The organism is Allokutzneria sp. A3M-2-11 16 (genome assembly GCF_024213555.1).
In the GTDB taxonomy this organism is placed as follows: Bacteria; Actinomycetota; Actinomycetes; order Mycobacteriales; family Pseudonocardiaceae; genus Allokutzneria.
Map to the genome: position 1 here is coordinate 1,627,066 of NZ_JANAVO010000001.1, position 11,638 is coordinate 1,638,703.

12 protein-coding genes are annotated in these 11,638 nt (G+C 69.6%); 4 read left to right on the forward strand and 8 right to left on the reverse strand.

What is annotated here, in order from left to right:
- Positions 1-92 precede the first annotated feature (92 nt).
- Complete coding sequence (gene dnaE / locus NLX83_RS08185; RefSeq protein WP_254236136.1) at positions 93-3,596, forward strand: DNA polymerase III subunit alpha; 3,504 nt, start codon at positions 93-95, stop codon at positions 3,594-3,596.
- Between the two features lie 46 nt (positions 3,597-3,642).
- Here dnaE and NLX83_RS08190 read toward each other — a convergent pair whose 3' ends face one another.
- From NLX83_RS08190 to NLX83_RS08215, 6 genes are all read right to left on the reverse strand, one after another.
- The gene (locus tag NLX83_RS08190) at positions 3,643-4,485 is read right to left on the reverse strand and encodes a hypothetical protein (RefSeq protein WP_254234227.1); all 843 of its coding nucleotides are present in this window, start codon (positions 4,483-4,485) and stop codon (positions 3,643-3,645) included.
- Complete coding sequence (locus NLX83_RS08195; protein WP_254234228.1) at positions 4,482-5,030, reverse strand: RNA polymerase sigma factor; 549 nt, start codon at positions 5,028-5,030, stop codon at positions 4,482-4,484. The genes NLX83_RS08190 and NLX83_RS08195 overlap by 4 nt, the downstream gene beginning before the upstream one ends.
- Before the next feature lie 63 nt (positions 5,031-5,093).
- Positions 5,094-5,717: a TetR/AcrR family transcriptional regulator gene (locus NLX83_RS08200; protein ID WP_254234229.1), complete on the reverse strand. Its 624-nt coding sequence runs from the start codon at positions 5,715-5,717 to the stop codon at positions 5,094-5,096.
- 29 nt (positions 5,718-5,746) lie between these two features.
- On the reverse strand, positions 5,747-6,070 hold the full coding sequence (locus tag NLX83_RS08205; RefSeq protein WP_254234230.1) for a DMT family transporter: 324 nt from the start codon (positions 6,068-6,070) through the stop codon (positions 5,747-5,749).
- 120 nt (positions 6,071-6,190) lie between these two features.
- Positions 6,191-6,979 (reverse strand): hypothetical protein, encoded by a 789-nt coding sequence (locus tag NLX83_RS08210; protein ID WP_254234231.1) that lies wholly within the window; start codon positions 6,977-6,979, stop codon positions 6,191-6,193.
- A 56-nt stretch (positions 6,980-7,035) separates the two neighbouring features.
- On the reverse strand, positions 7,036-7,554 hold the full coding sequence (locus tag NLX83_RS08215) for a SigE family RNA polymerase sigma factor (protein ID WP_254234232.1): 519 nt from the start codon (positions 7,552-7,554) through the stop codon (positions 7,036-7,038).
- A gap of 173 nt (positions 7,555-7,727) precedes the next feature.
- Here NLX83_RS08215 and NLX83_RS08220 point away from each other — a divergent pair, with 173 nt between their 5' ends.
- Positions 7,728-8,708, forward strand: a complete 981-nt coding sequence (locus NLX83_RS08220) for a threonine aldolase family protein (protein WP_254236137.1) — start codon at positions 7,728-7,730, stop codon at positions 8,706-8,708.
- A complete protein-coding gene (locus NLX83_RS08225) occupies positions 8,672-9,253 on the forward strand; it encodes an HAD family hydrolase (protein WP_254234233.1) in 582 nt (193 codons plus the stop codon). Before NLX83_RS08220 ends, NLX83_RS08225 begins: the two co-directional genes overlap by 37 nt.
- Here NLX83_RS08225 and NLX83_RS08230 read toward each other — a convergent pair.
- Both NLX83_RS08230 and NLX83_RS08235 read right to left on the reverse strand, forming a co-directional pair.
- Complete coding sequence (locus NLX83_RS08230; RefSeq protein ID WP_254234234.1) at positions 9,250-9,408, reverse strand: hypothetical protein; 159 nt, start codon at positions 9,406-9,408, stop codon at positions 9,250-9,252. The two genes, NLX83_RS08225 and NLX83_RS08230, sit on opposite strands and share 4 nt — an antisense overlap.
- Positions 9,409-9,463: 55 nt before the next feature.
- Positions 9,464-10,621, reverse strand: coding sequence for a pyridoxal phosphate-dependent aminotransferase (locus NLX83_RS08235; protein ID WP_254234235.1), 1,158 nt, complete (start codon positions 10,619-10,621; stop codon positions 9,464-9,466).
- Between the two features lie 225 nt (positions 10,622-10,846).
- Here NLX83_RS08235 and NLX83_RS08240 point away from each other — a divergent pair, with 225 nt between their 5' ends.
- Positions 10,847-11,632: an SdrD B-like domain-containing protein gene (locus NLX83_RS08240; protein ID WP_254234236.1), complete on the forward strand. Its 786-nt coding sequence runs from the start codon at positions 10,847-10,849 to the stop codon at positions 11,630-11,632.
- Positions 11,633-11,638 lie beyond the last annotated feature (6 nt).

The following is an 11,638-nucleotide window of genomic DNA, read 5'->3' on the forward strand; positions in this document are numbered from 1 at the left end:
TTTTGGCGCTGCCCGGCCGACAGGTATAGGTTCTGCCAGTGACTGCTGGAGCTGGTTCGTTCGTTCACCTGCACGTGCACACCGAGTACTCGATGCTCGACGGTGCGGCGAAGATCGCCCCGTTGTTCGCCGAGGCGCAGCGGCTGGAGATGCCCGCGGTCGGGATGACCGACCACGGGAACATGTACGGGGCGGATCAGTTCTACCAGCAGGCGCAGAAGTTCGGGATCAAGCCGATCATCGGGATCGAGGCGTACATCGCCCCGACCAGCCGGGGTCACAAGAAGCCGGTGTTCTGGGGTGAGCCGCACCAGCGCGGTGACGACCTGGCCGGTGGTGGCGCGTACACGCACATGACGATGGTGGCGCGGAGCGCGACGGGGTTGCGGAACCTGTTCAAGCTTTCCAGTTTGGCAAGCATTGAGGGGTACTACCGCAAGCCGCGGATGGACCGGGACATCATCGCGCAGTACTCGGAGGGCATCATCGCCACGACGGGATGCCCGTCGGGTGAGGTGCAGACCCGGTTGCGGTTGGGGCAGGAGAAGGAAGCGATCCAGGCCGCGGCGGATTACCGGGACATCTTCGGGGCGGAGAACTTCTTCCTGGAATTGATGGACCACGGCCTGGACATCGAGCGCCGGGTCCGCGAGGGCCTGGTGAAGATCGGCAAGGATCTGGGAATCCCGCCGCTCGCGACAAATGACTCGCATTATGTGACAAAGGATCAGGCCGATACTCATTCGGCGTTGTTGTGCGTGCAGTCGGGCAAGACGTTGAATGACCCGAACCGGTTCAAGTTCGACGGTGACGGCTACTACCTGAAGTCCGCCGCGGAGATGCGGCAGATCTGGGATTCCGAGCTGCCGGGGGCCACGGACAACACGTTGCTGGTCGCGGAGATGGTCGAGTCCTACGACGAGGTCTGGGCCTACCATGACCGCATCCCGCTGTTCCCGGTCCCGGACGGCGAGACCCAGGAATCGTGGCTGCACAAGGAAGTCATGCGCGGCCTGGAGTGGCGCTTCCCGAACGGCATCCCGGACGGCTACGTCGAGCGCGCCGAGTTCGAGATGAACGTGATCAACCAAAAGGGCTTCCCCGCCTACTTCCTGGTCGTCGGTGACCTCGTGAAGTACGCGAAGGAGGTGGGCATCCGGGTCGGCCCCGGCCGTGGCTCCGCCGCGGGCGCGCTGGTGGCCTACGCGATGGGCATCACCAACCTGGACCCGATCCCGCACGGCCTGCTGTTCGAGCGGTTCCTCAACCCGGAGCGCGCGTCGATGCCCGATATCGACATCGACTTCGACGACCGCAGGCGCGGCGAGATGGTGCGCTACGCCACGGAGAAGTGGGGCCACGACCGGGTCGCCCAGGTGATCACGTTCGGCACCATCAAGACCAAGGCCGCGATCAAGGACTCGGCTCGTGTCCACTATGGACAGCCGGGCTACGCGATCGCGGACAAGATCTCCAAGGCGCTGCCGCCGCCGATCATGGCCAAGGACATCCCGCTGTCCGGCATCGTCGACCCCAAGCACGAGCGCTACAACGAGGCCGCCGAGGTCCGCACGCTGGTCGAGAACGACAGCGAGGTCGCGAAGATCTTCGAGACCGCGCGCGGCCTGGAAGGCCTGATCCGCAACGCTGGTGTGCACGCCTGCGCGGTGATCATGTCCTCGCAGCCGCTGATGGACTCCATCCCGCTCTGGCGGCGCGACGACGGCTCGATCATCACCGGCTGGGACTACCCCTCCTGCGAGGCCATCGGCCTGCTGAAGATGGACTTCCTCGGGCTGCGCAACCTCACCGTCATCGGCGACGCCATCGAGAACATCAAGGCCAACCGCGGCGAGGACATCGACCTCGACACGCTGGAGCTCGACGACAAGGCCACCTACGAGCTGCTGGGCCGCGGTGACACGCTCGGCGTATTCCAGCTCGACGGCGGGCCCATGCGCGACCTGCTGCGGCGCATGCAGCCCACGGCGTTCGAGGACATCGTCGCGGTCGGCGCGCTGTACCGCCCGGGTCCGATGGGCATGAACGCGCACAACGACTACGCCGACCGCAAGAACGCGCGGCAGAAGGTCAAGCCGATCCACCCGGAGCTGGAGGAGCCGCTCAAGGACATCCTCTCCGAGACCTACGGCCTGATCGTCTACCAAGAGCAGATCATGTTCATCGCCCAGAAGGTCGCGGGCTACTCGATGGGTCGCGCGGACGTGCTCCGCAAGGCCATGGGCAAGAAGAAGCAGGAGGTCCTCGAAAAGGAGTTCGAGGGCTTCCAGCAAGGTATGCGCGACCACGAACTGCACTTCTCCGATGACGCCATCAAGGCGCTGTGGGACACGATCCTCCCGTTCGCCGGATACGCGTTCAACAAGTCGCACGCGGCCGCCTACGGCCTGATCTCGTACTGGACCGCCTACCTGAAGGCGAACTACCGCGCCGAGTACATGGCCGCGCTGCTCACCTCCGTCGGTGACAACAAGGACAAGTCGGCGGTCTACCTCTCGGAATGCCGCAGGCTCGGCATCAAGGTGCTGCCGCCGGACGTCAACGAGTCCGCGCTGCGCTTCTCCGCGGTCGGCACCGACATCCGCTTCGGCCTCGGCGCGATCCGCAACGTCGGCGCCAACGTGGTCGACTCGATCATCAAGACCAGGGAGCAGAAGGGGGCCTACACCTCGTTCACCGACTTCCTGGACAAGTCGGAACTGGTCTGCTGCAACAAGAGGGTCATCGAGTCGCTGGTCAAGGCTGGCGGTTTCGACTCCTTCGACACCACCCGGCTCGGCCTGTTCCAGGTGCACGAGGAGGCGGTCGACGCGGTCGTCCCGCTCAAGCGCCAGGAGGCGATGGGCCAGTTCGACCTGTTCGGCGCGGGCGGGGACGACGAGGAGCCGAACGAGGACGCCTCCCCGCTGGCCCACCTGAAGATCGCGGCCGAGGAGTGGCCGAGGAAGCAGCTGCTCGGCTACGAGCGGGAGATGCTGGGCCTCTACGTCTCGGCGCACCCGCTGGACGGCGCCGAGCGCGCGCTGCGGCAGAACGCGCCGAGGTCGATCGCGGAGATCATCTCCGATCCGCCGAAGGAGGGCGAGGTCGCCATCGCCGGGATGATCTCGGCGATGGAGCGCAGGGTGAACAAGAAGGGCGAGCCCTGGGCGATCGTCACGGTGGAGGACCTGGACGCCTCGCTGGAGGTGCTGTTCTTCCCCAAGTCCTACAGCGTGCTCTCCGACGAGCTGGTCGAGGACGCCGCGGTCGCGGTCAAGGGCCGGGTGAACTGGCGCGAGGACAAGATGTCGGTCTTCGGCTCGGGCCTGGTGACCCTGGACATCGCCGAGATGGACCTGACCCAGGACCCGCCGCTGGTGATCAAGCTGATGGCGTCGAAGGTGAACCCGACGCTGGTGGAGGACCTCAAGCACACGCTCAAGGCCCACCCCGGGGAGACCCCGGTGCACCTGAAGATCCAGAACAACCGCCGCGCCTTCACCCTCGCGGTCGACGACGGCTTCCGGATCAGCACCTCCGGCGCGTTCATGGGCGAGCTGAAGGCGCTGCTCGGCGCGGGCTGCGTCGGCTGACCCGCCGCCTTCGCGGCTGGTGCGCTCACCAGCCGCGAAGGCGGGCTCACATGGTGAAAGCGCGGTCGGTGGCCAGCGCCGTCAGCTGCTTCTCGGTCAACGCGGGCCGCTCCCGCCGCGGCTGCTCCGGCCTGCCGCTGCCGGTGGGGTCGTAGGTGTAGGCGGAGAAGCGCACGACGACCCCGTCCAGGCGGTAGTGCGTCGCGCTGAAGACCACGTCGGCCGGATTGCGCTGGCCCCTGTGCTCGCTGACCACCAGCGCCGTGCCGTCGGCCAGCTTGCTGACCCGACAGGGCTCGCCCGCCGCAGCCTCGGCGCATTCCCTGTCAGGGTGGGGAAACACGAAGCGCGACGAGTAGACGCTGATGAAGGTCGCCGTGGTGCCGACCTGGTCGCGGAACTCGACGCCGCCCTCCACCACGTTGGGTCCCGGGTCGCCCGTCCCCGCGGCGACGGCGTCGAACGGCATCGCCTTGACGTTGCGCATTCCCTTGACCTGCTTGAGGAACTTGTCCAGCGCGGCCTTGCCCAACGCCCTCTCCGCTGCCTCGGCCTCGGCCTGGGTCAGGCGCTTCGACGGCACGAGCCCGGGGACCGGCCACTGGAAGTCGGTCGTCGGCCGGGAGGTGGTCGTCGGCGGGTCCACCGTGGCCGGTGGCGCGGGCCGGGTCGCGAACTCGACGTCACCGCCCCGGCTCAGCCCGACGCCCTGCTGCACCGCGACCGCGCCGCCGATGACGGCGACCACCGCCGCGGCGACGGCGAACGTGGCGCGGCGCCGTCTGACCTTGACACCGATCCTGGTCACCGCCTCGTCCGGGTCGAAGCCCAGTGGCGGTTCCTCGGCGACGGCGCCCCGCAGACCGTCCCGCAGTTCCTTCTCGATCATGACTCCGTCCTCCCGCCGGCCAGGGCGGAGTCCTCCAGCCCCAACCGTGCGATCACCGCCCGCAGTTTGTCCAACCCCCGGGCTGACTGGCTCTTCACCGTGCCTTCCGAGCACCCCAGCGCGACCGCCGTGTCGGCGACCGAGAGGTCCTCGAAGTAGCGCAGGACGAGCACGGCCCGCTGCCGTGACGGGACCTCGGCCAGCGCGCGCAGGACGAGGTCCCGTGTCTGCGCGCGCTGGCCTACGGAAGCGGGATCGCCATCGTGGTCGGCGACGTCCGGTACGACGCCGGTCCTGTCCTCCGCCCTTCGCCAAGGGCGGCGGACCTCGTCCAGCCAGCAGCGCACCACGGTCTTGCGGACGTAGCGGTCGATCGTCTCCGCGCCGCGGATCCGCCACCACGCCGAATAGAGCTTGGTGAGTGCGTTCTGGACCAGGTCCTCGGCGAGGTGCCAGTCCCCGCACAGCAGGTAGGCGAAGCGGCGCATCGGCGCCGCCTGCCTCCTGGCCATGTCGCGAAACCGGGCCTCGTCCTCGGACCGCATGATGGTGCTCCCTTCGCGCTACCGGCCCTACTCACGCGGGCTCCGCGGGAAAGGTTGCATCGCTCAGGGCAGCTCCGCGCGCAGCACTCTTCGCGCCGCGCCCCGGGGGTCCGGGTCGGACTCGATGAGCGCGTTGACCACGGTGCCGTCGATGAGCGCGATCAGCCTGGTCACCTCGGCGGAGGACGACGGGGCGCCCGCCTGCGCCAGGATCTCCACCAGCAGCGCGTGCAGTTCGTCACCCATCTCGCGCATCAGCGGGGCGAGGTAGGGGCGCCGCCCGGAGCCGACGAGCCGCTCGTAGCGCAGCAGCACCACGTCCAGGCCGCCGTCGCGGGAGTTGTGCCCGAGCAGCATGTCCAGCACGAGCTCGCACAGCTCGTCCCGGTCCAGGCGGCCGCACCCGGACAGCCGCTCCCGGCCCCAGGCCAGCTCGGTGCGCCCGTGGTACTCCACCGCCCGCTCCACCAGTTCCTCGATCGAGGAGAAGTAGTAGGTGGTCGAGGCCAGCGGCAGCCCGGCGCGCTCGGCGACCGCCCGGTGCCGGATACCCGCGAAGCCGCTCTCGACGAGCAGTTCGCTCGCGGCCTCGACGAGGGCCTGGCGGCGGCGCTCACCCTTGGGTGTGCTGGCCTGGCCGGTCCGCTCCTGGGAGGGGGCGGATGGCGCTTCGGTGGGCTCCGGCATGACCAAGGATGGTGCCAGTCCGCGCAACATCAGTGCGCACCCCCGGCGAGCTGCAGCCCCACCACCCCGCCGATGATCAACAGGATCGAGACGATCTTGAGGGTGGACACCCCGTCGTTGAGCCAGACCATGCCGATCACCGCGGTGAGCGCGGCGCCGATCCCGGTCCACACGGCGTAGGCGGGGCCCGCGGGCAGCTGCTTCATCGCCCAGGCCAGGCCGCCGAAGCTGGCGGTGGCCAGCACCGCGAAGGTCACCGTCGGCCACAGCCTGGAGAACCCGTCGGAGAGCTTGAGCGCCACCGCCCAGCCCGCCTCCAGCACCCCGGACACGATCAGCACGACCCACGCCATGACAACCACCTCGACAATCTGGTACAAGCGTACCATTTTTGCCCTGAGGCGGAGACACGGCCGTGGCCCGGCAGAAGCGTGCTCTGCCGGGCCACGGCCCGGGGGAGGGGACCCGTTGGTCTAGTACTTCTCCGCGATCTTCTTCGCGAGCTCCTCGACCCGGCCGCCGAACGGCGAGCTGGTCGAGCCCTGGCCCGGCTCGCTCACCACGGTGAGCGGGCGCCCGCTGGGGGCGTAGGCCGATGCCGACTTGGAGCCGGGGGGAAGATCCCTGGTGCCGACGTCCTCGGTACCGATCTTGACGTCCGGCGGGGCCAGGATCACCGAGATCACCCCGCTCACGTCGCCGTCCCTGACCAGCACCGACACCGCCTTCGAACCGGGCGCGCAGGACCGGTTGGCCGGGGTCGGGGTGTGCCCGGCAGCGGCCGGGAGCTCGTGGGCGAGGGCGACCGCGAGCTCCCGGTCCGCCGGTCCGCACCCGGTCGGGGTGCTGCTGGTCCGAGGACCAGCGCTTCCCGAGCCGCCATCCCCCTGCTTGGACGTCGGCTCAGGAATGCTTCGTGGCGGAAGCTGGGTGGTCTTGCCCGGCGGGACGACCCCGCTGGGCATCGGTTGCGTTCCTGTGAAGGGGACGAGGGGTACGCCGTCCTCGGTTGCACCGTATTCGGAAGAAGTTTGGGCCGCCGTCACTCCGCCCTGGTCGGCGCCGAGGTTCAGCGCGTTCGCGCCGAACACGGCCACCCCCGCGAGCACGACGACACCGAAGGCCGAGCCGGTCGCCACGCGCATCCGATGCCGCGACGTGGCCAGCTTCGAGGCCCCCAGGACGTCCTGTTCGTCGAACGATGCCGGTGGCGCTTCCCGCACCGCATCGCGGAACAGGTCCGCGAGCTTGTGCTCGTCCACCTAAATCCACCTCCTCGACCGGCGAAGGTCGCCGCACCCCGGCGCGATACCGGTGTTCACGACGCCGAACGCAGGTCGTCCAGCGCGTCTCCCAGCGAGGTGCGCAGGGCCTCCAACCCGCGCGCCGTCTGGCTCTTCACAGTTCCCTCGGTGCACTTCAACGCCGCCGCCGTTGCCGCGACGTCCAAGCCTTCGAGAAACCTCAGCACGAGCACCGCCCGCTGCCGCGGCGGCACCTTGGCCAGACCGGCGAGCAGCGTCTCCCGCGTGGCGACCGACTCGCCGACCTCGGCGTCGGTGACCGGCGTGTCGGGGAACTCCTCCACGGTCCGCTCACGTCGCCACGGCCTGCGGGACTCGTCGATCGAGGCCCTGACCAGCGTGCGCCGCACGTAGGCGTCCAGGGCACCCTTGTCCCTGACCTTTCGCCACCGCCTGTGCAGCGCGACGAACGCCGTCTGGGCCAGATCGTCCGCACGGTGCCAGTCGCCGCAGAGCAGGTACGCCGTCCGTCTCACAGCATCGCGCCGTGCGACGAAGTACTCCGCGAACTCCTGTTCTTCGCGCTGGTCCACGCGGGACTCTCCGCTCGTCGTGTCTTGCACTGGTGGGACGGACGCGGCCGTTCCAAGGGTTGCATCGTGCCGCACTCGATTTCCTCCTGGCCAGCGGCCCGGGGTGATGATCTGATCGAGTCGTGATCCCCGTCGACCTGCGCTCGGACACCGTCACCCGCCCCGACGAGCGGATGCGCTCCGCCATGGCCACCGCCGAGGTGGGCGACGACGTGCTCGACGTTGACCCCACAATGCGGCGCCTGGAGGAGCGCGCGGCGGACCTGTTGGGCATGCCCGCCGCGCTGTGGGTGCCCACCGGCTGCATGGGCAACACCATCGCTTTGATGGCGCACCTCGGCCGCGGTGACTCCTTCCTCGCGGTGCGGGACGCGCACGTGATCAACAACGAGCTGGGCACCCCCGCGTGGCTGGCCTCGGGCATGCCGCAGGCGCTCCCCGAGCTGACTCCGGAGGCCGTGCGCGCGGCCACCCTCAACACGGGCCCCTACTACTCGATGCGCACGTCACTGCTGTGCCTGGAGAACACGTACAACGCCGGGGGCGGCACGGTGCTGCCACCCGCGGAGCACGCGCGGCTGGTCGACGTGGCGAAAGAACTGCGGCTCACCGTCCACCTCGACGGCGCCCGGGTGTGGAACGCCGCCGTCGCCGCCGGGGTCTCCCCCGCCGAGCTGACCGCGGGCGTGGACACCGTGCAGTCCTGCCTGAGCAAGGGCCTCGGCGCGCCGATGGGCTCCGTGGTCGCGGGCACCCGGGAGTTCGTCGCGGAGGCGCGGCGGATCAGGAAGATGCTCGGCGGCGGAGTGCGCCAGGGCGGCGTGGTCGCGGCGGCGGGTCTGGTCGCGCTTGAGCGGATCGACGACCTGGCCGTCGACCACGACAACGCCAGGGCGCTGGCGGACGGGCTCACCGAGCTGGGCTGGCTGGTGCGCGCCCCCGAGACCAACATCGTGCTGGCCGAGGCGCCCGGCATGACCGTGCCCGCCGCGCTGGAGCGGCTGACCGCGCTGAACGTGCTCGCCGGGCCGATGGCCGGGCTGGTCCGCTTCGTCACCCACCGGGACGTGGGCAAGGCGGAGATCGACGAAGTGCTGAACCGGATGAGGGGAATCGCGTGGGCTGGATCGTCTTCGACTACGGCGAGGTCTTGAGCAGGCGTTCGGCGATGCTGCCGAAGCACGCCGAGGTCTACGGCGTGCCGCTGGAGGACTTCGAACCGGCCTACTGGAAGGCGCGCGACGCCTACGACCGGGGGCAGCCGGACCTGGACTACTGGCGCGCGGTCGGCGCGGAGCTGGGCGTCGAGGTGGACGAGAAGACCTCGGCCGCGCTGACCGAGGCCGACATCTCCGGCTGGCTCGAACTCGACCCGGACTCGTTGGTGCTGCTGGACGAGCTGGCCGAGGCGGGGGTGCCGCTGGCGCTGCTGTCCAACGCGCCCGCCTCCTTCGCCGCCGCCGTGCGGGAACAGACGTGGTCGCGGCGGTTCCGGCACCTCGTGTTCTCCGGCGAGCTCGGCGTCGCGAAGCCGGACCCGGCGATCTGGACGGCACTGCTCGACCAGCTCGGCGCGCCCGCTGCGGACTGCCTGTTCCTGGACGACCGGCAGGTCAACATCGACGGGGCGCTGCAAGCCGGGCTCCGCGCCGAGTTGTGGAGGGGCGCGGCCGAGATCCGGCCGCGCCTACTGCGCTAGTACTTCGGTGCCTTCTTCTTCAAGGCACCGAAGGCGGCGGTCGCCACGAGCGCGATGCCACCGATCACGGCCAGCCAGAACAGGCCCTTGAAGATGATGCCGATAACGGTGATCGCCAACCAGATGACGATCAGCGTTGCGATGATGGCGAGCATGGCGTCCCTCCCCTGAGTTGCCCGTTCAACGAGCACAACCGGAGTGAAGTTCCCGTCAGCCCAGCCAGGCGCCGATGCGGTGCACGGCCTCGTGCACGTCTTCGAGCGATCCGGCGAAGGACATCCGGATGAAGCGGTTGCCCTCCACCGGATCGAAGTCCACACCGGGAACGACGGCCACACCGGTGTCCGCGAGCAGCCGCTCGCAGAACGCCATCGAGTCCTGCGTCAGGTGGGAGACGTCGGCGTAGGCGTAGAAGGCGCCGTCCGCGGGCGCGATCCGGTCGATGCCCAGCTTCGCCAGCCCGGCGAGGAGCTCGTCGCGGTTGCGGCGGTACCGGACGACGTGGCTGTCCGCCTCGGCATAACCCTCCTCGGTGAAGGCCGCGACGCCCGCGTACTGCGCGAGCGCGGGCGGGCAGAGGGTGAAGTTCCCGGTGAGGCAGTCCACGGCGCGCAGCAGCGGCCGGGGCAGCACCATCCAGCCGAGGCGCCAGCCGGTCATCGAGAAGTACTTGCTGAACGAGTTGACGATGATCGCGTCGCGGGAGGTCTGCCACGCGCAGCCGAGCGGGCGCTCGTAGCTGATGCCGTGGTAGATCTCGTCGCTGATCAGCCGGACCCCGTTCGCCTGGCACCACTCGGTGATCGCGGCCAGCTCGGCCGGGTCGAGCACGGTGCCGGTGGGGTTGGCCGGGCTGGCGACGATGAGCCCGCGCACGGGCTTGTCCAGCGCTTCGAGCATGTCCACGGTCGGCTGGAAGCGCGTGCTCGCGTCGCACGGCAGGTCGACGACCTCGCAGCCCAGCGCGGACAGGATGTTGCGGTAGGCCGGGTACCCGGGCCGGGCCAGCGCGACCCGGTCACCCGCCTCGAACGCGGCGAGGAAGGCCAGCAGGAACGCGCCGGAAGAACCGGTCGTGACCACCACGTCCTCCGGCGCCACGTCCAGGTCGTAGCGGCGGCCGTAGTGCCCGGCGATGGCCGCGCGCAGCTCGGGGATGCCGAGCTGCTCGGTGTAGCCCAGGGTCTGCCGGTCCAGCGCCTCGGCCGCGGCGGCGCGCACCGGCTCGGGCGCGGGCGTCGCGGGCTGTCCCGCGGCCAGGGAGATCACGTCGCCGAACTCCCGCTGCCGCCGCGCCGCCGCGGAGAGGACCTCCATCACGTGGAACGGCGGGACGATGGCGCGCTGGGCCGCGGTTGCGAACGACATGCCGTCAGCGTGCCACGCGTCGGCCGCTACTCCATAGGAGTGGCGCCACAGTCCACATAAGACACTCGGACTGAGCTGTTCCGGTGAAGCACCCGCCCGCCCGTTTTAGATCTTCAGGGTGAAAGTAAGATCCCGGGCAACCCGCGTACCGGACGGGGCGTCTCCCTAGCGCCGACGCTCGCAGCACCGGCACCAAGCACCACTTTCCGCGAGGGGAACCACGTCATGGCCAGGGGCATCAGCCGGTCCGCTTCCACCGTCCTCGGCGCCGGTATCTCGGCGGCCGTCCTGATGAGTTTCGTCCCGTCCGCGGGTGCGATCTCGGGCACCCTCGGCGCGATCGACGGCACGGTCTTCTTCGACCGCAACGGCAACGGCCTGATCGACCGCAGCACCTCCGGTGGCGAGGCGGGCGCCGACAAGGCCGAGGTCCGCCTCTACAACGCCAACGGCGACGTGGTGGCCGACGCGGTCGCCGACGCCAACGGGAAGTTCCGCTTCACGGACCTGCGCCCCGGCACCTACAAGCTCGACGGCAGCCAGTCCGGCTTCATCTCCACCACCGACGCCGAGCGCAAGGTGGAGGTGCGCAGCAGCCAGACCGAGTTCGTCCGCTTCGGCGTCCGCGGTGGCAGCATCTCCGGCCTCGCGTGGGTCGACGAGAACGGCGACGGCATCCGCCAGGACACCGAGAAGGCCTACGCGGACTCGCGCGGCTTCACGCTGACCGGCGCCACCGACCACTACGGCAAGTTCACCCAGCGCACCGCCAAGGTGGACGACAAGGGCGAGTACTCCTTCGAGGACCTGCCCTCCGGCCGCTACACCGTGCAGACCACGGGCCCGGACGGCAGCGCGGCGACCAAGTCCGAGGCCGGTCCCGACGCCACGACCGACTCCGACTTCACCGGCAAGACCGGCACCGTGAAGTCCGAGAAGATCCAGCTCGCCCCCGGCGGCGGCATGGTCAGCCTCGACGCCGGCTTCAGCCGCACCACCACCACCAACTAACCCTCA